Raw genomic sequence first — 18,888 nt, 5'->3', positions numbered from 1 at the left:
CGGGGGACTCAGTCCGCCGTCGCGGCGGGGCCCTCGTGTTCGACCTCGGTCCCGAGGAGGTCCAGGAACTGCGCGATCCACTCGGGGTGGTCGGGCCACGCCTGCCCGGTGACGAGGTTGCCGTCGGTCGTCACGCCGTCGACCCACGAGCAGCCGGCGGCCTCGACCTCGGGCCTGACCGCCGGGTACGCCGTCATCTCGTAGCCGTCGAGCACGCCCGCGGCCGCGAGGATCTGCGGGCCGTGACAGATCGACGCGACGGGCTTGTCCGCCTCGAAGAAGTGGCGCACCGCGTCGAGCACCGCGTCGTAGCCGCGGAGGTACTCGGGGGCGCGCCCGCCGGGAACGACCAGGGCGTCGTAGTCGGCCGGGTCGACCTCGTCGAGGCCGTGGGTGAGTTCGAAGTCGTGGCCGCGCTCCTCCAAGTACGTCTGGTCGCCGCGGAAGTCGTGGATCGCTGTCTTGACCGTCTCGCCCGCCTCCCGGTCCGGGCAGACGGCGTGGACCTCGTGGCCGACCGCCTGAAGCGCCTGGAACGGGACCATGATCTCGTAGTCCTCCCCGAAGTCGCCGACGATCATCAGTATGCGCTGTCCTGTCATGCGTGTAACACCGGTCGGCGGTACGTGCTACTGTCTCATAACGATGCTGGCGAGCGGTAACACACCACGCGCCCCCGGTTCACGGCTTCAACGGGGTCGACCGCACGGCGGCGTCAGCGCGATCGGTTCGGCGGCCGGAGGTCCCGCTGGAACTCGTCGAACTGTTCGAGGTCCTCGGGGAGTTCGTACTCGATCTCGCGTTCGTCCTGGTTGTCGGGGAGCCGCCCGTCCTCGAGGTCGTCGGCGACCTCCTCCCACCCGGGCTTCACGCGGACGGAGCGCGCAGGGGAGCCCACGACGACGTGGTGGTCGGGCACGTCGCCCTGGACGACCGAGCGCGCGCCGACGACGCTGTTCTCGCCGATCCGGCAGCCCGCCCTGACCATCGCGTCGTAGGTGACCCGGGCGTCGTCCCCGACGATCGTGTGGAAGTTCCGGACCTCCGTCTGGTCGACGATGTCGTGGTCGTGGCTGTAGAGGTGGACGCCGTCGGAGATGGAGGCGCGGTCGCCGATCGTCAGCTTCCCGCGGTCGTCGAGGTGGACGTCGTCGTGGATCACGACGTTGTCGCCGACCTCGATGTTGTGGCCGTAGGTGACGGAGATGCCCTTGAAAAAGCGGCAGTTGTCCCCGCACTCGGCGAACAGGTGGTTCCCGAGCATCTGCCGGAAGCGGAGCGCGAACTCGACGTTGTCGGCCATCGGGGTGGCGTCGAACTGGCGCCAGAGCCACTGGAGGTGCTTCGAGCGCTGGAAGCGGTCCTCGTCCTTCTCGGCGTAGTACTCCGACTCCAGCGTCGCGTTACACGGGTCGTACCCCTGGAGGCGGACGCGCTCGGCGCGCGACACCGACTCGCCGTCCTGCCACGCCTCCCACGCCTCCCGGTCGCCGTGGAGGTCGATCAGCACGTCGCGGACGACCTCGCAGGTGTCCTCGTCCGAGGAGAGCCGCTCGTCCACCTCGTCGATGAACCCTCGGACCCCGGCCTCGGCGCCGTCGGGCAGGGACACGTGTCGCTTTGTCATCGGCCCACCTTCGTCGCCGCCCCTCAAAGGGATTCGGTTGTGCGACCGCTGCGCCCGATCCGTCAGTACAGCTCGGCGCGGACGAACAGCCCCGCGAGGACGCCGACGAACGCGACCGTGAAGACCGGGGCGATCGCCGCCCTGCCGAACGAGAGCAGCAGGGCGGTGACCGAGACGACAGTGATGACCGCGAGCAGGGCGACGACGGCGTCGAGCCGCCGGCGGAGGGCGTCGTCCATGCCCGTCCGATCGGCGACGGGCGAGTAATATCCAACGGTGCGGGCCGCGACCCGGGAGGGCGGTCCGCCGCGTCCGCAAGGCATTGTTTCCGTCGGTCCGCCGCGCCCGCACGGCGTCGGTTCCGGCGGGCCGAGAGCGACCGCGCCCGATAAGTGTCCCGACCGCCAACCGGCCGGTATGGAACACCGCGAACTCGGTAACTCGGGCGTCGAGGTCTCGGAGATCGGCTTCGGCGCGTGGGTCGTCGGCACCGACTGGTGGGGCGACCGCTCGGACGACCAGGCGGTCGCGATGGTCGAGGAGGCGCTCGACGCCGGCGTCACCTACGTCGACACGGGCGACGTGTACGGCCACGGCGACAGCGAGGCGATCATCGGCGAGGCGATCGACGGCCGCCGCGACGAGGTGACGCTGTCGACGAAGATCGGTTACGACTTCTACGACAACCCGCAGGCCGGCCACGGCGAGCTCCCCAAGGAGCTGAACCGCGAGTACCTCACCGAGGCGTTCGAGGCCTCGCTGGACCGCCTCGACACCGACTACGTCGACGTGCTCCAGCTGCACAACGCCAACGTCGACGAGGTGACGCCCGAGGTGCGCGACCTCCTCCGCGAGTGGAAGGAAGACGGGCGCGTCCGCGCGCTCGGCTGGGCGCTCGGCCCCTCGATCGGCTGGCTCGCCGAGGGCGACGCGGCCGTCGAGTACGAGGAGTTCGACGCGGTCCAGACCGTCTTCAACCTCTTCGAGCAGGAGCCCGGCCGCCACTTCGTCGAGACGATCCGCGAGTCCGGCTCGGACACCTCCGTCATCGCGCGCGTCCCGCACTCCTCCGGCCTGCTCAACGAGCAGGTGACGCCCGACACCGTCCTCGAGGACGGCGACCACCGCTCGCACCGCCCGAAGGAGTGGTACGAGACCGGCTGGGAGAAGGTGGAGGCGATCCGCTTCCTCGAGGACCCCGAGGGCGTCGAGGGGACCCGGACGATGGCGCAGGCCGCGATCCGCTGGCTGCTCGCCCACGACGAGGTCGCGTCCGTCACGCCCACCTTCCGCGACGGCGACGACATCGCCGAGTGGAGCGCCGCCGCCGACGTGCCGCCGATCTCCGACGCCGAGTACGAGCGCCTCGAAGAGCTGTACGCCCGGAACTTCGACGTCGACCGCGACGACGGGATGGACGTGCTCCGCACCTCCGTCGACGGCGAGGACATCGAGGCCGCCGGCCTCGACAAGCGCGCCGCCTCGTACTGAGCGGACGCCCCCGTCCGCCGAGCGATCGACGCCGACCGACCCGCCCTTTTCGCCTCGAAACCGCCGGACTGCGAGCGGGTGCCACGGCGCTGAATCACTTTCACCGCGCTCCGTCGCTCGGCGCCGCCCCGCGGGGTGTCGACGACCGTTCGGGGGCGGCACGGTCGCGCCGCTGGCGAGGGTAGACGGTGGCTCGGTCGAAACCCGTCATCACGAGGGGCTCAGTGGGGGTAACCGACTCGTCATCGCCACCACGTCGACGCTTGCGCGGTCGCGGTGATAAATGCCTCGCGACGGTCCGGAACCCGTTTGAACCCCGGCGCCCTCCGCTCTGCCATGCGGGAAGTGACGTTCCGGATCCGCCACGCGGGGGAGCCGGAGTGCGAGGTGAGCGCGCGCCACCCGGAGGTGCGGTACCGGTCCGTCTCCTCGATGACGGGCAGCGGCCCCGAACGCAAGCGGATCGCCGAACTCACCGGACCGCCGGCGGAGATCGAGGCGTTCGTCGAGGAGTTCCGCGAGTTCGACCTGGTCGTCTCCGCGGAGCCGCTGGCGCCGATCGAGGGCACCCACGCCTACGTCGCCCTGACGATCGACGCGGGGGCGGCCGACTGGGAGGGCATCGGCGAGCGGTTCTCGCGGATGGGCATCCACTACCGGACCGGGACGACCATCGCCGGCGGCGTCGAGCGCTGGACGGCGTACCTGGAGGACGACGACGACCTCTCGGCGGTGATGCGCGAGCTGGAGCGCGGCGGCAACGAGGTCGAACTCGCGCGGAACGTGGAGCTGGCGTCGATCGAGCGCTCGCCGCAGCTCCCGGCCTCGGGGCTCCTCGACGGGCTCACCGACCGGCAGCGGGAGGTGCTCGCGACCGCCATCGCCGCGGGCTACTACGACCACGGCGGGGGCGTGGGCGTCGAGGAGGTCGCCGCCGAGCTCGGCCTCGGCTCGACGACGGTGTGGGAGCACCTCTCGCGCGCCGAGTCGTCGGTGATGAACGCGCTGTTCGAGCGGTTCGCCGAGGGCGAGCCGATCGGCGCCGTGCGCGAGACGGACCGGTCGGAATCGCCGTGAGCGGGCTCAGACCAACGCTTTTGTAGCTTCGGGACGGAGCGCCGCGTATGGACGACGGAACCGTCTCCGTGCCGGACGAGCAGTACGAGCGGCTCGCGGCCCTCGCCGCCGCCCGCGGCGTGAGCCCCGAGACGCAACTGGCCCGGCTCATCGACGACGCGTACGCCGGCCTCGACGGCGACGAGGCCCCCGAGACGCTCCCCCTCGGCGTCTGCGACGACTCCGCCGAGGAGTGAGCGCGGGTCGGACCGGCGGGGCGTCCGTGAGCCGCGGCGCGCGCCGCGGTCGGCGGAACCCGAAGCTTTGAACCCTCCTCGAACGCGGCCTCCCACAACCGCGGTCGGCGCGCTACATCCGTGCCAGCGTCGCGGGGAACGCTCGACACGCATGACGCTCCGCGCCACGCTCCAGGGCCTCCTCACGAACCCCGCGTACCTGCTGGGTTGGGGGATCCTCGTCGCCACTGCCCTCGGGATTCTGGTCTACGACCTCCGCTCGAACAACGCCGGGCTCGGGAGCCTGATGAAGTTCGTCTGGGGCTTCACGGTGCTGTACTCCGGCCCCATCGGGCTAGGGGTCTACTGGTACGCCGGGCGGAGCCAGATCTCCCGGGATAGCCTCTGGCGTCGGGGGTTCCGCAGCGTCTGTCACTGCTACTCCGGCTGCGGCGCGGGCGAGGTGACCGGCGTCGTCGTCGCCCTCGGACTGCTCGCGCTCGACCACCTCGCCGTCGCGGCCGTGACCTTCGGCTTCGCCTACGTCTTCGGCTACGCGCTGACCGTCGGCCCGCTCGTCCAGGAGGGAGTCTCCTTCCGGCGGGCGGTGTGGGACGCGTTCCTGAGCGAGACGCCGAGCATCACCGTGATGGAGGTCGTCGCGATCGGGACCGACCTCTGGCTGGCGGGCGACGCCGGGCTGACGGACGTGCTGTTCTGGTCCGCGCTCACGGTGTCGCTGTCGCTGGGCCTGGTCGCCGCCTACCCGGTCAACGTCCTCCTGATCAGCCGGGGCGTGAAGGAGGGGATGATGGACCCCCGAGAGGCGGCCTCGGGATCCTGACGGCCGAGCGACGTAGAGACCCTGCGAGGTCGGTCTCGGTCACGTCCCACCCGCGGTCTCGGTCACGCCTCACCCGCGGTCCCGGTCACTCGTCGTAGGGCCACCGCCCGCCCGTCTTCAGCTCCTCGACGTACCCCTCGTCGATCGCGTCGCGGACGGACTCCCGCGACCGGTGCTCGGCCCCGACCTCGCCGGTCGCGAACCGGTAGACCGCGGCGGTCACGAGCGTCGCCACCTCCCGGAGGTCGCGGGAGTCGAGCTTGTCGAGGGTGTCGGCGTGGGTGTGGCCCCAGCCGCGCCCGGACTGGTCGCTCGTCGTGGAGGCCATCACCGCCGGGATCCCCTCCTGGACGAACGCCCACTGGTCGCCGTGCGGCGAGATCGTCTCGCCGGTCGCCAGGGGCGCGTCGAACGCCTCGGCGACCGCCTCGAACGTCGAGCGCATCCCCTCGAACCCGTTCGTCCCCACGCGGAGGTCCCGCGAGCTACAGGCGCCGTCGAGGTTGACGACGCAGGCGATGTCCTCCTTCGGGGTCGTCTCCGCGGCGTGGTACGCCCCCCACAGCCCGATCTCCTCGGAGCCGAACGTGACGAGCCGGACCCGAGTGTCGAGGTCGCCCTCGACGGTCGCGAGCAGGCGCCCGACCTCCGCGACGAGCGCCGAGCCGGCGCCGTTGTCGTTGGCGCCGTCGCTCACGTCGTGGGCGTCGACGTGGGCGGTGAGGTACACCGCCTCGTCGGTGTCGGGGCCGACCTCCGCGACCGCGTTCACCGAGGTCGTCGGCTCGTTCCGACAGTCGACGTCGAGCGAGACGGTCGGGGGGTCGCCGCCCTCGTCCGCGGCGAGCCGCGAGAGCCGGTCGCCGACCTCCTTCGAGACGCCGACCGCGGGGATCGGACCGGGCCGGTTGTGGTAGCCGATCTCGCCGGTCGGCGGGAGCGCGCCCTCGATGTGGTTCCGGAAGACGAACCCGACCGCGCCGCGCTCCGCCGCCGCGACGTACTTCTCCATCCGGTGGATCCACCGGTCGTGGGAGTCCGGCGTGCGGGAGGAGGCCATCGCGACCGCGCCCTCCAGGTCCCCCTCCGCGGCCGCGAACTCCTCGTCGGTGCCGTCGCCCACGTCGACGAGCGGGGCGGACGCCTCGCCGCTCGGCGTGCCGGGCAGCGCGATCACCTCGTGCGAGCCCTCGTGGCGGCGGTCCACGGCGCCCGTCACCGACAGCGACGACTCGCCGCGCCACCAGCCGGGGATCTCGAACTCGTCGAGGCCGGCGTTGCGCAGGCCGGCCGTCTCGAACGCCTCGACGACGCGCTCGGCGCCGCGGCGCTCGCCCGCCGATCCCGCCATGCGGTTCCCGATGTCGGTCAGGTCGGTGAGGAGGTCCCACCCGAAGTCGCTCGTCCGCGCGTCGCCCACGACGCGGTCCGGTAGCTCGGTCATACGGTCCGGTTGGGCCCCGGGCGAAAAGGGGTTGCGGGAGGCGGAGCCGCGGCCGGACCGGACGGCTCGGCGCGTCCGACCTCAGGCCGGGTCGGCCGCGGTCACCTCGACCTCGACGGCGTCGGGGTCGACGCCGATCCGCGCGAACTGCGTGCGGACGTGCTCGCGGGCCGCCGCGACCGCCTGGTCGCGGGTGTCGAACCCGCGGGGCATCGGCTCCTCGAAGGCGACGCGGATCTCTCCGCCGTCGACGACGAGCGGCGAGCCGCCGCTCTCGACCTCGTAGAACGAGTCGCAGACCCAGACGTACGGCGCGTCCTCGTCCGGCGCGCCCTTGTACGCGGGCGGCTCCTCGCCGCGCTCGAACACCGTGCCGGTGAGGTCCGTCCCGCCGCCGCTGCCGCGAACGAGTATCATGCCTCGGGTACGGGGCCGAGCGTGATAAGCGCCCCGCGACGGGCACAGAGCGCCCGTCGACAGGGGGAGGTCGGCCGCGGCGCGAGGGCAAACGCTTTCGGCCCGGCGACCGGTGGATACGCCATGACGCTGGAGGATTTCACCGACTTCACCGGGGACGGTGACGGCGACGGCGGCGCCCCGAGCGAGGCCGACGGCGCCGAGGGCGGGGGCGACGGCGAGTCCGCGGCCGACAGCGGGGGCGTCGCCGACGGGGGAAGCGCGAGCGAGGCCCCCGGGGCCGACGCCGACGAGGACGCGTTCGCCGCCTACGACGCGACGCCGGCGGGCAGCGACGCCGGCCTGGGCGTCGTCTCGGTCTCGCAGGGGCTCCGCGTGGCCGAGGAGGAGGAGGAGACGTCGCTGAAGGCGTTCGTCACGACCGGGAACCGCGAGTCGGTGCGGCTCGGGAAGTACCTCCTGATCCCGTACCCGGACGGCGAGCGGCTCTTCTGTCGGATCACGGGGCTGGAGTACGCCCAGGAGTTCCAGTCGGACGACGCGACCGAGATTCACGCCCGCCGGCAGATGCGCCGCGACGAGTTCGCCGAGCGCGACTACAAGTTCGTCGCCGACCTGGAGCCGATGTCCGTCGTCTACGGCGAGGGGGACTCGATGAAGCGCCGGATGACCGACCGGGTCCCGAAGCCCGGCGCGGTCGTCGAGGAGGCGGCCGACGACGCCGAGATCAAGACCGGCCTGAAGATCCCCGACGACGGCGTCTTCCTCGGGCACCTCTCCGTCGGCGGCGAGAAGGTGCGCACCGCCGCCGAGCCCCCGACGGTCGACTACCGCGTGAAGGACGACTACGCCGACGGCGACCCGCTCGCGTTCCGCCACACGCTCGTCGCCGGCGGGACCGGGTCCGGGAAGACCCACGCCTCGAAGAACGTCCTCCGGCAGTACCTCGACGACGACCGGACGTACCCGATGGGGGACGGTCGGGAGTCGCGCATGGCGGTCGTCCAGTTCGACCCGCAGGACGAGTACGCCCAGATGCACGACGACAACCCCGACCTCGACGACGGCTTCGCCCGCCGGCTGGAGCGGGAGGGGATCGCCCACGGCGGCCACGACGACACCGTCGCCCTCGTGCCCCGCGTCGCGAACGCGACGTACCCCGGCGAGGGCCACCGCGCCGAGCGCGTCGAGTTCACCATCCCCTTCTCGCTGGCGCGGGACATGCCGTGGCTCGTCGCCGGCTCCGGGCTCAACGACAACCAGTACCCGGCCCTCCTGACGCTGCTCAACCGCTTCTTCGACAACTACGGCGACTCGGGGACGTACAGCCAGTTCCTCTCGTACCTCGACGACCCGGCGCTGAAAGAGGAGCTCCACGAGAGCGGCCGGGTCCACGAGGCCACCTTCGACGCCGTCAAGCGTCGGGTCCGGGGCGTCCCGAGCGGCGTGTTCGACCAGGACGCGAAGTCGATCACCGAACTCGACCACACGCTCGTCCGGCCGGGCGGGCTCTCGGTCGTCCCCACCTACCACCTGCCGACCTCCCGGCAGAAGGAGATCGTCGTCCTCGCGGTCGCGGGGCTGCTCATCGACGACAAGCTCTCGAACGACCCGGACAGCGACCGGATCAAGGAGACGCCACTCCTGGTCGGGATGGACGAGGCCCACAACTTCCTCGCCGACGCCGACAACGTCCAGGCGCAGAAGGTGGTCCAGAAGTTCACCGAGGCGGCCAAGCAGGGCCGCAAGGAGCGGCTCGGGCTCTTCCTCATCACCCAGGACCCGCAGGACGTGGCCGAGTCGGTGTTCAAGCAGGTGAACACGAAGATCGTGTTGAACCTCGGCGACGAGGACGCCATCTCCAGCGTCAACATCCCGACGAACCTCGCCGGGAAGGTGCCGTACATGGAGAAGGGACAGATGGTCGTCTACTCGCCCGACAACTCCGAGCCCGTCGAGCTGATCGGCCTCTCGGAGTGCGTGACGCGGCACGACTGACGGCCGACCACCCTGGGCCCGTCGGGTCGCCGACGGGGGTCCCGACCCGACTCAGACTCGCACGACCAGCGTGTCAGCCAACCGGTCGCCGAGCCGCTGGCTGTTCGGCGAGTCGGCGATGAACACGACACCCGCGAGGATCAAAAGCAGCGAGGCGCCGCCGACGATCTTGGTGACGTTCCGGACGACCGCGGCGACGCCGGAGACCTCGTCGCCGTCCGTGTCGACGACTTTGATCCCGACGACCCACTTGCCCGGCGTGCGCCCCCAGACCGCCTCCGACGCGACGTACCAGCCGAACGCGACGAGGAGGAACGCGAGGTCTGCGAGGCCCGCCGAGACGGCGCCGACCGCCAGCGAGACGACCGCGGCGACGGCGACGCTCGCGACGATGTCGATGAGCCACGCGCCGCCGCGGGCGGTGACCGACGCCAGTTGCGACCGCGCGTACGGGGTGCTCATACAAGCGCCTGAGCCGGCGCCGGCAAGTGCTTTGTGACCGGTCGCCTCCGCCCCCGAAACGTGCCGCCCGCGGCGCGTTGTCGGCGGCCCGGAGTCGCCGTCGCCCTTTTTGTTCGGTGCGGGCGAATCCCCGCGCATGAGCAAACGCATCCTCGTCGCGGTCGACGGGTCGGAGGAGGCCGCCGAAGCGCTCTCGTTCGCCGTCGCCGAGTGGCCCGACGCCGACCTGACGGCGCTGTACGTGGTCAACCCGGCGGACTCGACCACCGGCGCGGAGGGCGGGTTCCCGGGCGCCGCGGACCAGTGGTACGAGAGCGCCACCGCGCGCGGCGAGCGCATCCTCCGCGAGGCGGCCAAGTCCGTCGACCGCGATATCGACACCCGCATGGAGGTCGGCCGCCCGACGGCGACCATCCTCGGCGTCGCCGCGGGGGAGACGGAGCCGACCACGGACCGCGACCAGCCCGCCGACCCGGAGCCGTTCGACCACGTCGTCGTCGGGAGCCGCGGCCGGACCGGGCTCTCGCGGGTCCTCCTCGGCAGCGTCGCGGAAGGGGTCGTCCGCCGCGCCGAGATGCCCGTGACGGTCGTCCGCTGAGGCTCACTCCTCGGCCGCCGCCGCCGCCTCCGCTTCGACCACCTCGCCGACCATCGACCAGCCCTCCTCGTCGGGCCCCGACCGACCGAGCAGGATCCGCTCGTAGTCCTCGGAGCTGATCAGGCGGAACTCGGCGTCCGCGTCGGCATCGGTCCGAGTGCCCTCGCCGCGGAACTCGCGCTGGAAGAACTCGGTCGACGAGAACTCGTAGACGCCGGTCTCGCCCGAGTCGAGTTCGAGCCGCACCGGGCGCGGCTGGACGTTGTGGATCCGCTTCGCGATCGGGTGTAGATCCGGCATACCGGCAGGTCGGCGTGTGCGGCGTATAAGCGCGGCGCTCCGAGTGACGCCCGGGACCCGCGTTCGGCTGCCCGTGTCCGGCGTTCCGGGGGCCGCCGTGCTATATCCTCGCGACGACCAGTTGGACCGCCTTCGGAATCACGATACTGAGGAGCAGCTGCGACCAGATGCTGAACGTCGCGGGGTACTCCTGCGTGGCGCTCACCCGTTCCATCCGGCGCCGGACCCCTTCGAGGACTCCCTGTTTCTCGCTCGACGCCCTCTGGAACCCGACTCCCCACCGGTCCTCGACGAGCCGCTCCTCCATCGCCCGTAGTCGATGGAGTTCGCGACGCTTCTCGTCGCGCATGAACTGATGAAGCGTGAACACGGCGTAGCCGACCGTCGCGACCGAGCTCAGCCACACCGTCGTGAAGATGAGGTTCGTCGCCGTCGTCCGCTCCCACTCGATGCCAACGATCGCCGGCCCGTAGAGGACGAGCCCGATCGCGACCAGTCCAGCGACGACGTAGTAGTACGCGTGCTTGACCAGCTCACCGATCGGTCGGAGTCCGCCGAGCCCCTCCGGATCGAGGAAGTCAACGCCGACGTCGGAGTCTCGGAGGCGACGCGGCGCGATGAGCGTGACGGCGACGTACACGGTGAAAAACTGCGTGGCGATCGACGCCCAGACCGGGTTCGCCACCGTCCAGCCGATCACCGCCGCGAGGTTCGCGTCCTGGTAGACGGCGACCGGTCCCCCGAGCGCGAACAGCCGCACGTAGTTCACGGCCACCACGGACAGGAACACCGTCCACGGAAGCCACGAGGGGATCACGTTCGTCAGTCGCTCGGGGTCGTCGGTCCGGTTCCTGATCCGCATCTCCACCGTGACCTCGTGGTAGCGCCGCCGGAGCGATCGCGACCCGTAAACGGCGGCAAGCAGGCCGATCGGCTGAAGCAGGAAGAACGGGTTCTGGAGGTAGATCACCGGTTCGCCGATAGCGTACGAGTAGGCGCCCAGCACCAGTTCGAGCACGCCGATCGTCACGAGGGCGTAGAGGTACGACGGCGGGACCGATCCGGGCAGCGCGTCGGACAGGTGCCCCATCCCCACCTTCCGCGCGAGCCCGTCCAGCCACAGGTCCTCGTCGAACGGCTCCCCGATCCCCGCGACGTCGAACCCGCCGATATCGTCGATATCGATCGCGTCCCACTCGCGCTCCGCGTCCGCGGGGACGGCGTCCCTCTCTTCGGCCATACCCTCCGATCCTCGTGAACTGACATAAACGGACCCCGTCTCCCGTCCATCGGCTCGGCTCTGCCCGTCGTAAGGTGCGTCCGGACCCCGAACCACCGCCGCCCTGTCCGGGACCGTCGCCGTACTACTTTAATACCTCACGGCGCGTCATGGCCGTGAGAATCACCATGTTAGAAGCATCGCTCAACTATCTTCGCGACGGCGACGACGCCGTCACTACCGCCGTCATCGGCGGACTCCTGCTGCTCGCGAGTCCGCTCATCATCCCCTCGATCCTCGTCTTCGGCTACGTGACCCGCGTCATTCGGCGCACCGCCGGCGGCGACGACGAGCCCCCGGCGTTCGAGGCGTGGGGCGACCTGTTCGTCGACGGCCTGAAGGCGTTCGTCGTCGCGTTCGTCTACTCGCTGCTGCCGCTCGGGGTCCTCGCGGTCGCCGGGGCCCTGACCGTCGGCGCGTTCGTCGTGGTGCCCGGGACCGGCGACCCCGGCGCCGGGACGTTCCTCGGCACCTTCGTCGTCGGCGTCGTCGTCCTCGTCGCGGGGCTCGTCGCCCTGAGCCTGTCGCTCGTCGGCCTCTACGTGACGCCCGCGGCGCTGGCGGCGGTCGCGGACTCCGGGAAGATCGGCGACGGCTTCGCCCTCGGGACGCTCTGGGGCGTCGTCACGAAGCGGGCGTACGCGACGGGGTGGGTCACCGCGGCGGTCGTGGTGCTCGCCGGCGCGCTCGCGATCGGCGTGCTCTCCGTGGTCCCGATCCTCGGGACGATCGCGGGGGTGTTCGTCCAGTTCTACGCGCTCGTGGCGGCGGCCGCCATCGTCGGGTGGACGTGGACCGACGTGCGCCCGGTCGGGACGGAACCGCCGGAGACGGAGCCCGCGGAACGGCCCGCGGTGTAACGGAGTCGAATCGAAATCGCCGCGGAAGGGCGGAGCTCGCGAAAAGGGGCGGCGTTACTCGTCGAGGACGTCGTCGTACTCGCCGGCGTCGACGCGCTCGTCGAACGTCCGGGCGTCCTCGCCCTCGATGGTGACGCCGAGGGAGGCGCAGGTGCCGCCGACCTCCTTGGCGGCGGCCTTCGTGTCGTACGCGAGCAGGTCGCTCGACTTCTGCTCGGCGACCTTCTTCACCTGTTCGATCGACATGTCGGCGACGAAGTTCTCCTGCGGCTCGCCGGAGCCGGTGTCGAAGCCGGCCTCGTCCTTGATGAGCTCCGCGGTGGGCGGCACGCCGACCTCGATGGTGAAGGAGCCGTCGTCGTCGTACTCGACGGTGACGGGCACCTCCATGCCGTCGAAGGCAGCGGTCTCGTCGTTGATCTCCGCGACGACGTCCTGGACGTCCACCGGCGTCGGTCCGAGCTCGGGACCGAGCGGCGGGCCGGGGTTGGCCTGCCCGCCGGGGACGAGCGCTTCGATAGTTCCAGCCATGTCCGTACGAACCCGTCGCCGACTTTTAACGGTTGTTCTTTCGGGTAGGGGGAGTCAGCGGTTCGCACACCGTACGTCTGGGTTCCCCGGCGGTGAGCCCCTCGCTCGGCGAGGCGCGCCTATCCGGTCTGACTTCATACGTCACCACTCAACATCGCGCGGTCCCCCGTCGACGATCGTATCGTCTATTTACAAGACACTGGCTGCGGACCGACACCGAACGCCTCCAAAGCCCCAGCCGCGAGGAGACCGTACGCTCGCTGCGCGCTTCAGTCGCTTGCGCTGCTCGCTCCTTCCAGTGCTTGCGTCGCCTACGGCCTCCTCGCGACTGCCCCTTTGAATCCCACCCCGCACCGCACGGCCCCCGCCTCGCACCTCCCCAGCCTCGCGGTTCGCTCGGGCTTCCTGCGGTCGCCCCTCGCTCACCGCGTCCCTCGCGCGTGCTGCCTCGCGACCTCCGCTTTGCTCCGGTCGCTCGCAGGCACGCGCCACCGCAATCCGGATTCACAAATCGCTCTTATAGATCAGTCAGCGAAACCGACAGTGGAGTCCGCACCTACGAGTCCACGACGCTCGACGGGTCGGTCGCCCCCGCCTCGTCGGCGACGCGGCCGGGGAGGAACGTCCCGGTCTCTCGGCGGACGCCGAGGAGGAGGACGCCGCCGGCGAGCAGCGGCAGGGCGGCGCAGGCGGCGTATATCGGCGCGAAGCCGACCGCCTCGATGAGGGGGAGCGACACCATGGGGCCGAGCCCGCCCCCCACGTCGCCGAGGACGTTGTTCGTCCCGGAGGCGCGACCCATCCGCTCGTCGGGGGTGAGGTCGGCGAGCAGGGCCATCATCGGACCGCTGGTCCCGCCCTGGCCGGCGCCGATGAAGACGCAGGCGAGCCCCAGAGAGAGGACCGACCCGGCCCGGGCGAGCAGCAGGAACCCGACGAACGAGACCGCGAGGAACGTCAGGAGGATGGGCGTCCGCGACTCGCGGGTGTCGGAGATCCGGCCGCCGACGAGCATGAAGGCCGCGGCCGAGACGACCGTGCCGGCCATGAACAGCCCGGAGGTCCCCTGCGGGGCGAGGTCGAACAGCGAGATGTCGTTCGCGCCGAGGAACAGCACGAGCGTGGAGAACAGCGCGCCGATGTACGCGAACATCAGCCCGAAGTTGACGAGCCCGACCGTCAGGGCCGGGACGGCGGTGTCGACCTCCCAGGGCTTGATCGAGTCGCCGGAGCGGTCCCCGGTGACGTGCGTCTCCGGGACGTACCGGTACGCGACGACGCTCGCGGTGAGCGCGAAGGCGGCGGCGACGGCGAACGCCGCGACGTTGCCCGCGACCGCGGAGACGACCCCGCCGAGCACGAGGCCGGCCGGGAACCCCATCGTGATCCCGCCGCGGACGATCCCCATGTTCGTCCCCCGCGAGCCGCTGTCGGAGAGGTCGGCGGCGATGGTGTACGCGGTCGCGAACACCGCGGCGGAGCCGAGCCCCCAGAGGACCCGCGCGAGCAGGAACCACGCCTCGGGAGCGATCCCCGCCGGGACCGCGAGCGCGACGACGTACCCGAGCGTGGCGACCCCCTCGACGAACAGCCCGACGACGAACGGCGTGCGCGTCCCGTACCGGTCGACGAGGGCGCCGGCCGGCGCGTTCGCGACGAGCCGCACCCACCGGTTCGCGGAGAGGATCGCGCCGACCATGAACGCCGAGATACCGAGGACCGCGCCGAGGTTCGGGAGGATCGGGAAGACGACGCCGCCGCCGAAGCCGACGAAGAACGTGCTCGCGATCACCGCGAGGAGGACCGGCGGCGGGCGCTCGAACCCGAAGCGGGTCATTCGGTGCGGTCCGCGGCGGCGTCGCTCCCCGGTTCGTCGGCGTCGAGCCGGAGCGCATCGATCGCCGCGTCGAGCGGCGGCAGTTCGACCCCGTCGGCGAGCAGCGGGCCGACGATCCGCCGGAGCGCCGCCTCCGCGACCTCCCGGGTGTACCCCTCGCCCTCGGCGTCGCGCTCGGCGCCGGCGAGGGTGATCTGCCGGGTTCGCGCGCCGTCGAGGGTCGCCACGAGCAGCGCCGCCGTCTCCTCGACGTCGACGTCGCGGAAGACGCCCGCCTCGATGCCGTCCGCGAGGATGTCGGCGACGGTCCCGCGGAGCAGCCGGTCGCTGCGCGCCAACTGCTCGCGGATCCGCTCGTTGAACGGGCCCTGAGTGCGGAGCTCCAGCAGGGCGATGTGGAACGCCTCGCGGTCGGCCTCGTCGGGGGCGAAGACGAACCACCCCACGAACTGGACCAGTCGGTCGACGGGCGGGTCGTCCGCGCGGGCCGCGATCCGGTCCTCGGAGTCGGAGATGATGTACTCAAGGAAGGCGACGAGCAGGTCTTCCTTCGTGTCGTAGTGGTAGTGGAGCAGCGACTTGCTCTTCGAACACTCGTCGGCGATGTCCTGCATCGTCAGGTCGGCGTAGCCGTGAGCGCGGAGGGCGCTGTACACCCCGTCCATGATCTCCGCGGCCGCGCTCGGCGAGTCGCTCATTGACTGACCGGTCAGTCAACGAGCGGTAAATTCCTATCGGTCGGGGCCGTTCGGCGCCGAAACCGCTCGGCGCCGCGAGCGACGCCCGTCCGCGGCGGGGCGCACGACGGCGCCGCCGCTCGGGGGGTCGAGAACAGTCGAAAAGCCGATTCGCCTCGGGTGTCGCCGACTTACAGACGGGTGACGTTCGACGCGCGCGGACCCTTGTCCGCCTCCTCGATGTCGAACTCGACTTCCTGACCCTCTTCGAGGTCCGGGCCGCCGACGTCCTCCATGTGGAAGAACACGTCCTCGTCCGCGTCGTCAGTCGAAATGAAACCGTAGCCGCCAGTGTCGTTGAAGAAGTCAACTTCGCCTTTCGCCATTGCGACCGTAGAAGCGGGACTGTGACATATAAGGCTTCCGCGACGATACGCGGCGTGGAACGCCCTCGCACGGACCGCGTTCTCGGATCGGATCCGTCTCGGAGTTCGGCCGCTTGACCCCCGCGTGCCCTCCGATTCCGCGCCGATCGGGATGGTCCGGAACCCGGCCGCGCAGGCCGCCGTGTTAGTAACTACTATACCAGCGCGGTTCAGAACCGTTAGGTATGAGTCAGTCGTACAATCGAGGCCTCATCGAGGACTTCGGCCGTTGGCGGGAGTTCGAGGCGGGGATGTGGGCGTGGATCTTCCACAAGTTCACGGGATGGGTGCTCATCGGGTACCTGTTCACGCACATCGCCGTCCTGAGTACGGGGATCCCGGCTGCCGGTGCCAGCGAGGCGGCGATCGCCGCTGGAAACGACGTGTACACGCAGACCATCGTCTCCTTGGAGGGGCTGCTGCTCGTGCGCCTCCTGGAGGTCGGCCTGCTCGCGGTGGCGGTCTTCCACATGCTCAACGGGACGCGACTCCTCCTCACCGACCTCGGCATCGGACTCGACGCACAGGACAAGAGCTTCTACGCGTCGCTGATCCTCACGGGAGCGATCACCGTCGCGTCGGTTCCGACGTTCATCGCGGGGGCGTTCTGAGATGGCCGAGCGCTACTCCTCGTTCCAGTCGGGCGGCCGGATGTGGTTCCTCCAGCGGGTCACGGCGGTCTTCCTGCTGGTCGTGTTGGCGTTCCACTTCTTCCTGCTCCACTTCGTCCACCACGCGGACGAGGTGTCGTTCCTCGCCAGCTCCGCGCGGATGGAGCAGCTGAGCTACTACTCGCTGATGATCCTCTTCCTCGTGACGGCGACGTTCCACGGGGTCAACGGCGTCTACAACGCCTTGGTGAACCAGGGGCTCACCGGCACGAAACGCACCGTCATCAAGTGGACGCTCGTCGCCGCGAGCGTCGTGCTGATCGCGCAGGGAATCCGCACCGCGAACGCGTGGGCGGGCATCGGACTCTACTGAACCGACAATGAGCACGCAAATTCCGAAGCAGACCGAGGAATCGACCGAGACCGAGACGGAGCCCGCCTCGAAGGGCGACGAGCGCCGCGCCGAGAAGCGGCGCCGCGCGGCCGAGCGCCGCGAGCAGCGACAGGAGGAGGAGGCGGAGAAGGCGGCCGCCGACGAGAGCACGGTCGAGCTGAAGGTGTTCCGCTACGACCCGCAGGTCGAGGGGAAACAGGAGCCGCGCTTCGACACGTTCCACGTCCCGTTCACGAAGGGGATGACCGTCCTCGACGCGCTCATGTACGCGCGCGACACGTACGACTCCTCGCTCACCTTCCGGCACTCCTGCCGGCAGGCCGTCTGCGGCTCGGACGCCATGTTCGTCAACGGCGGGCAGAAGCTGGCGTGTAAGACCCAGATCTCGGACCTCGAAGAGCCGGTCCGCGTCGAGCCGCTCCCGCACGCCGAGGTGACGAAGGACCTCGTCGTCGACATGGAGCACTTCTACGACCAGATGGAGGCCGTCGAGCCGTACTTCCAGACGAACGAGTACCCGGACGGCGAGCTCGAAGAGCAGCGCCAGGACCGGGAGAACCGCGAGAAGATCAAGATGTCCACACGCTGTATCTGGTGTGGCGCGTGCATGTCCTCGTGTAACATCGCCGCCGGCGACAACGAGTACCTCGGGCCGGCCGCGATCAACAAGGCGTACCGGTTCGCCATGGACGAGCGCGAGGGCGAGGAGATGAAACAGAAGCGCCTGGAGATCATCGAGCAGGAACACGGCGTCTGGCGGTGTCAGACCCAGTTCTCCTGTACGGAGGTGTGCCCGAAGGACATCCCCCTCACCGAGCACATCCAGGAGCTGAAGCGGGAGGCAGTCAAAAACAACCTGAAGTTTTGGTGAAACTGGCTTAGAAAAACCTCCCTCTTTTTATAATCAACTGGCGTGACGCAGCGGGACAACCGTACCTTCAGCATTAGATAGTATCTTATTATGAGCCATTTCCAGCAGGTCTGAATAGGATTCTTAATAATCAATCATTTAGTTTCATCGAGCGATGGGACCTTTTAATACGTTAGCCCCGCTTTGAGTTTTTGTGACAGGTGAGGCGAACGCGGATCGGACGGTAGAATTAAACGTCTTTCACCTGTCATAGATACCGTCGACCGAGGAAGCCCCTCGAAACACCCATCGGAGCCAGCCTAACAAGCACAGTTCTCCTGGTGGGCCTCTCAGACAGCGTCCGCTATGTCCAACGACACCAACGACGACACGAACGACGTATCGCCCCCACAGGAGCCAGCCGCTACGCCGCTCTTTTCAGCGGCAGACCTCAGTATTGACGACTACCCTGTCGTACACATCCCCGAGAACCGTCTCTACATGCTACAAGAATACGCACGACGTATCGCTAACGCTTCCAGAGGGAGTGTTGGAAATCATCGGACTGGTAAGATCGGAGAAGACGCCGTCGCTAAGCCACTCGGCGCTCGTGAGTCGATTGATCTCGATGTCTATACTGACGGAGGGGACGGTGGGTTTGATCTCACTCACCGTGGAGCGACGATCGATGTGAAAACCGCTGGTCGACATCGGTGTGACCCCTCCCTTACCGTCGATGCTTATGAACAGTTGCGAGCTGACTACTACGTCTTGGCATCACGTATCAGCGAGACAGATGTGAGGCTCATTGGCTACGCACCCCGCCAGTTTGTGGCTAATGCGCCTGTACAGACGTATAATGGGGGTGATTACCATATCGTCGGTCAGGAGTATCTGTTCCCGTTTCCGCGGTCGCTATAGCGTCTGAGTGACCACTTTTCGATTCACAAA

Annotated in this window: 23 protein-coding genes; 11 read left to right on the top strand and 12 right to left on the bottom strand. The window is 69.5% G+C overall.

Translation table 11 applies throughout. From position 1 onward, the window contains the following. Positions 1-8: 8 nt before the first annotated feature. The 3 genes from DVK05_RS07990 to DVK05_RS17090 all read right to left on the bottom strand — a co-directional run bounded on the left by DVK05_RS07990 (position 9) and on the right by DVK05_RS17090 (position 1,866). Positions 9-602, bottom strand: coding sequence for a DJ-1/PfpI family protein (locus DVK05_RS07990; protein ID WP_121562847.1), 594 nt, complete (start codon positions 600-602; stop codon positions 9-11). Positions 603-715: 113 nt separating this feature from the next. Continuing rightward, on the bottom strand, positions 716-1,627 hold the full coding sequence (locus DVK05_RS07985) for an acyltransferase (RefSeq protein WP_121562846.1): 912 nt from the start codon (positions 1,625-1,627) through the stop codon (positions 716-718). A gap of 62 nt (positions 1,628-1,689) precedes the next feature. Continuing rightward, complete coding sequence (locus DVK05_RS17090; RefSeq protein WP_158598854.1) at positions 1,690-1,866, bottom strand: hypothetical protein; 177 nt, start codon at positions 1,864-1,866, stop codon at positions 1,690-1,692. A 178-nt stretch (positions 1,867-2,044) separates the two neighbouring features. Between DVK05_RS17090 and DVK05_RS07980 the strand changes: the two genes are divergently transcribed. The 4 genes from DVK05_RS07980 to DVK05_RS07965 all read left to right on the top strand — a co-directional run bounded on the left by DVK05_RS07980 (position 2,045) and on the right by DVK05_RS07965 (position 5,254). Then, entirely contained in the window at positions 2,045-3,118 is a 1,074-nt protein-coding gene (locus DVK05_RS07980) for an aldo/keto reductase (protein WP_121562845.1), read from the top strand. 336 nt (positions 3,119-3,454) lie between these two features. Further along, on the top strand, positions 3,455-4,195 hold the full coding sequence (locus DVK05_RS07975) for a helix-turn-helix domain-containing protein (RefSeq protein ID WP_121562844.1): 741 nt from the start codon (positions 3,455-3,457) through the stop codon (positions 4,193-4,195). A 47-nt stretch (positions 4,196-4,242) separates the two neighbouring features. Further along, on the top strand, positions 4,243-4,431 hold the full coding sequence (locus tag DVK05_RS07970) for a hypothetical protein (protein WP_121562843.1): 189 nt from the start codon (positions 4,243-4,245) through the stop codon (positions 4,429-4,431). 151 nt (positions 4,432-4,582) lie between these two features. Continuing rightward, positions 4,583-5,254 carry a DUF4396 domain-containing protein gene (locus DVK05_RS07965; protein WP_121562842.1) on the top strand — a complete coding sequence of 224 codons (672 nt, stop codon included), beginning with the start codon at positions 4,583-4,585 and terminating at the stop codon, positions 5,252-5,254. A gap of 85 nt (positions 5,255-5,339) precedes the next feature. Here the strand turns inward: DVK05_RS07965 and DVK05_RS07960 are convergent, their stop codons facing one another. Together DVK05_RS07960 and DVK05_RS07955 are read right to left on the bottom strand one after the other, a co-directional pair. Further along, positions 5,340-6,698 carry a M28 family peptidase gene (locus DVK05_RS07960; protein WP_121562841.1) on the bottom strand — a complete coding sequence of 453 codons (1,359 nt, stop codon included), beginning with the start codon at positions 6,696-6,698 and terminating at the stop codon, positions 5,340-5,342. An 81-nt stretch (positions 6,699-6,779) separates the two neighbouring features. After that, complete coding sequence (locus DVK05_RS07955; RefSeq protein WP_121562840.1) at positions 6,780-7,115, bottom strand: hypothetical protein; 336 nt, start codon at positions 7,113-7,115, stop codon at positions 6,780-6,782. Between the two features lie 123 nt (positions 7,116-7,238). Here DVK05_RS07955 and DVK05_RS07950 point away from each other — a divergent pair, with 123 nt between their 5' ends. Beyond that, positions 7,239-9,113 carry an ATP-binding protein gene (locus tag DVK05_RS07950; protein ID WP_121562839.1) on the top strand — a complete coding sequence of 625 codons (1,875 nt, stop codon included), beginning with the start codon at positions 7,239-7,241 and terminating at the stop codon, positions 9,111-9,113. A gap of 51 nt (positions 9,114-9,164) precedes the next feature. On the opposite strand, the gene DVK05_RS07945 is transcribed toward DVK05_RS07950, so the two are convergent. Beyond that, the gene (locus DVK05_RS07945; RefSeq protein WP_121562838.1) at positions 9,165-9,575 is read right to left on the bottom strand and encodes an RDD family protein; all 411 of its coding nucleotides are present in this window, start codon (positions 9,573-9,575) and stop codon (positions 9,165-9,167) included. A 136-nt stretch (positions 9,576-9,711) separates the two neighbouring features. Here DVK05_RS07945 and DVK05_RS07940 point away from each other — a divergent pair, with 136 nt between their 5' ends. Continuing rightward, positions 9,712-10,173: a universal stress protein gene (locus tag DVK05_RS07940; RefSeq protein WP_121562837.1), complete on the top strand. Its 462-nt coding sequence runs from the start codon at positions 9,712-9,714 to the stop codon at positions 10,171-10,173. Positions 10,174-10,176: 3 nt separating this feature from the next. Here DVK05_RS07940 and DVK05_RS07935 read toward each other — a convergent pair whose 3' ends face one another. Beyond that, positions 10,177-10,473, bottom strand: coding sequence for a transcriptional regulator (locus DVK05_RS07935; protein ID WP_121562836.1), 297 nt, complete (start codon positions 10,471-10,473; stop codon positions 10,177-10,179). A 100-nt stretch (positions 10,474-10,573) separates the two neighbouring features. Further along, positions 10,574-11,713: a hypothetical protein gene (locus DVK05_RS07930; protein ID WP_121562835.1), complete on the bottom strand. Its 1,140-nt coding sequence runs from the start codon at positions 11,711-11,713 to the stop codon at positions 10,574-10,576. A 167-nt stretch (positions 11,714-11,880) separates the two neighbouring features. On the opposite strand from DVK05_RS07930, the gene DVK05_RS07925 reads away from it, so the two are divergent. Beyond that, positions 11,881-12,612, top strand: a complete 732-nt coding sequence (locus DVK05_RS07925; RefSeq protein WP_121562834.1) for a DUF4013 domain-containing protein — start codon at positions 11,881-11,883, stop codon at positions 12,610-12,612. Positions 12,613-12,666: 54 nt separating this feature from the next. Here the strand turns inward: DVK05_RS07925 and DVK05_RS07920 are convergent, their stop codons facing one another. The 4 genes from DVK05_RS07920 to DVK05_RS07905 form a co-directional block, all read right to left on the bottom strand. Next, positions 12,667-13,143 (bottom strand): 50S ribosomal protein L11, encoded by a 477-nt coding sequence (locus tag DVK05_RS07920; protein ID WP_053770745.1) that lies wholly within the window; start codon positions 13,141-13,143, stop codon positions 12,667-12,669. Positions 13,144-13,699: 556 nt separating this feature from the next. Next, on the bottom strand, positions 13,700-14,980 hold the full coding sequence (locus tag DVK05_RS07915; RefSeq protein WP_121562833.1) for an MFS transporter: 1,281 nt from the start codon (positions 14,978-14,980) through the stop codon (positions 13,700-13,702). Beyond that, a complete protein-coding gene (locus DVK05_RS07910; protein WP_121562832.1) occupies positions 14,977-15,678 on the bottom strand; it encodes a TetR/AcrR family transcriptional regulator in 702 nt (233 codons plus the stop codon). Before DVK05_RS07910 ends, DVK05_RS07915 begins: the two co-directional genes overlap by 4 nt. Positions 15,679-15,848: 170 nt before the next feature. Further along, positions 15,849-16,043, bottom strand: coding sequence for a cold-shock protein (locus DVK05_RS07905; RefSeq protein WP_004596869.1), 195 nt, complete (start codon positions 16,041-16,043; stop codon positions 15,849-15,851). 224 nt (positions 16,044-16,267) lie between these two features. Here DVK05_RS07905 and sdhC point away from each other — a divergent pair, with 224 nt between their 5' ends. The 4 genes from sdhC to DVK05_RS16870 all read left to right on the top strand — a co-directional run bounded on the left by sdhC (position 16,268) and on the right by DVK05_RS16870 (position 18,858). Continuing rightward, the gene (gene sdhC / locus DVK05_RS07900) at positions 16,268-16,693 is read left to right on the top strand and encodes a succinate dehydrogenase, cytochrome b556 subunit (protein WP_053770748.1); all 426 of its coding nucleotides are present in this window, start codon (positions 16,268-16,270) and stop codon (positions 16,691-16,693) included. A 1-nt stretch (position 16,694) separates the two neighbouring features. Then, positions 16,695-17,066 carry a succinate dehydrogenase hydrophobic membrane anchor subunit gene (locus DVK05_RS07895; protein ID WP_004596874.1) on the top strand — a complete coding sequence of 124 codons (372 nt, stop codon included), beginning with the start codon at positions 16,695-16,697 and terminating at the stop codon, positions 17,064-17,066. A gap of 7 nt (positions 17,067-17,073) precedes the next feature. Next, positions 17,074-17,958 (top strand): succinate dehydrogenase/fumarate reductase iron-sulfur subunit, encoded by an 885-nt coding sequence (locus DVK05_RS07890; RefSeq protein ID WP_121562831.1) that lies wholly within the window; start codon positions 17,074-17,076, stop codon positions 17,956-17,958. A gap of 345 nt (positions 17,959-18,303) precedes the next feature. Continuing rightward, positions 18,304-18,858, top strand: coding sequence for a hypothetical protein (locus DVK05_RS16870; RefSeq protein ID WP_147437746.1), 555 nt, complete (start codon positions 18,304-18,306; stop codon positions 18,856-18,858). Positions 18,859-18,888 lie beyond the last annotated feature (30 nt).

Origin of the sequence: Halorubrum sp. Atlit-8R, assembly GCF_003666025.1 — an archaeon.
Taxonomy (GTDB): domain Archaea; phylum Halobacteriota; class Halobacteria; order Halobacteriales; family Haloferacaceae; genus Halorubrum; species Halorubrum salinarum.
Note: the sequence above shows the minus strand (reverse complement) of the source record. Positions and strands in the feature narration are given on the sequence as shown.

Excerpts from the sequence above, each read along its gene's own strand:
- DVK05_RS07990 (WP_121562847.1), bottom strand. The coding sequence starts at position 602 with ATGACAGGACAGCGCATACTGATGATCGTCGGCGACTTCGGGGAGGAC.
- DVK05_RS07985 (WP_121562846.1), bottom strand. The coding sequence starts at position 1,627 with ATGACAAAGCGACACGTGTCCCTGCCCGACGGCGCCGAGGCCGGGGTC.
- DVK05_RS17090 (WP_158598854.1), bottom strand. The coding sequence starts at position 1,866 with ATGGACGACGCCCTCCGCCGGCGGCTCGACGCCGTCGTCGCCCTGCTC.
- DVK05_RS07980 (WP_121562845.1), top strand. The coding sequence starts at position 2,045 with ATGGAACACCGCGAACTCGGTAACTCGGGCGTCGAGGTCTCGGAGATC.
- DVK05_RS07975 (WP_121562844.1), top strand. The coding sequence starts at position 3,455 with ATGCGGGAAGTGACGTTCCGGATCCGCCACGCGGGGGAGCCGGAGTGC.
- DVK05_RS07970 (WP_121562843.1), top strand. The coding sequence starts at position 4,243 with ATGGACGACGGAACCGTCTCCGTGCCGGACGAGCAGTACGAGCGGCTC.
- DVK05_RS07965 (WP_121562842.1), top strand. The coding sequence starts at position 4,583 with ATGACGCTCCGCGCCACGCTCCAGGGCCTCCTCACGAACCCCGCGTAC.
- DVK05_RS07960 (WP_121562841.1), bottom strand. The coding sequence starts at position 6,698 with ATGACCGAGCTACCGGACCGCGTCGTGGGCGACGCGCGGACGAGCGAC.
- DVK05_RS07955 (WP_121562840.1), bottom strand. The coding sequence starts at position 7,115 with ATGATACTCGTTCGCGGCAGCGGCGGCGGGACGGACCTCACCGGCACG.
- DVK05_RS07950 (WP_121562839.1), top strand. The coding sequence starts at position 7,239 with ATGACGCTGGAGGATTTCACCGACTTCACCGGGGACGGTGACGGCGAC.
- DVK05_RS07945 (WP_121562838.1), bottom strand. The coding sequence starts at position 9,575 with ATGAGCACCCCGTACGCGCGGTCGCAACTGGCGTCGGTCACCGCCCGC.
- DVK05_RS07940 (WP_121562837.1), top strand. The coding sequence starts at position 9,712 with ATGAGCAAACGCATCCTCGTCGCGGTCGACGGGTCGGAGGAGGCCGCC.
- DVK05_RS07935 (WP_121562836.1), bottom strand. The coding sequence starts at position 10,473 with ATGCCGGATCTACACCCGATCGCGAAGCGGATCCACAACGTCCAGCCG.
- DVK05_RS07930 (WP_121562835.1), bottom strand. The coding sequence starts at position 11,713 with ATGGCCGAAGAGAGGGACGCCGTCCCCGCGGACGCGGAGCGCGAGTGG.
- DVK05_RS07925 (WP_121562834.1), top strand. The coding sequence starts at position 11,881 with ATGTTAGAAGCATCGCTCAACTATCTTCGCGACGGCGACGACGCCGTC.
- DVK05_RS07920 (WP_053770745.1), bottom strand. The coding sequence starts at position 13,143 with ATGGCTGGAACTATCGAAGCGCTCGTCCCCGGCGGGCAGGCCAACCCC.
- DVK05_RS07915 (WP_121562833.1), bottom strand. The coding sequence starts at position 14,980 with ATGACCCGCTTCGGGTTCGAGCGCCCGCCGCCGGTCCTCCTCGCGGTG.
- DVK05_RS07910 (WP_121562832.1), bottom strand. The coding sequence starts at position 15,678 with ATGAGCGACTCGCCGAGCGCGGCCGCGGAGATCATGGACGGGGTGTAC.
- DVK05_RS07905 (WP_004596869.1), bottom strand. The coding sequence starts at position 16,043 with ATGGCGAAAGGCGAAGTTGACTTCTTCAACGACACTGGCGGCTACGGT.
- sdhC (WP_053770748.1), top strand. The coding sequence starts at position 16,268 with ATGAGTCAGTCGTACAATCGAGGCCTCATCGAGGACTTCGGCCGTTGG.
- DVK05_RS07895 (WP_004596874.1), top strand. The coding sequence starts at position 16,695 with ATGGCCGAGCGCTACTCCTCGTTCCAGTCGGGCGGCCGGATGTGGTTC.
- DVK05_RS07890 (WP_121562831.1), top strand. The coding sequence starts at position 17,074 with ATGAGCACGCAAATTCCGAAGCAGACCGAGGAATCGACCGAGACCGAG.
- DVK05_RS16870 (WP_147437746.1), top strand. The coding sequence starts at position 18,304 with ATGTCCAACGACACCAACGACGACACGAACGACGTATCGCCCCCACAG.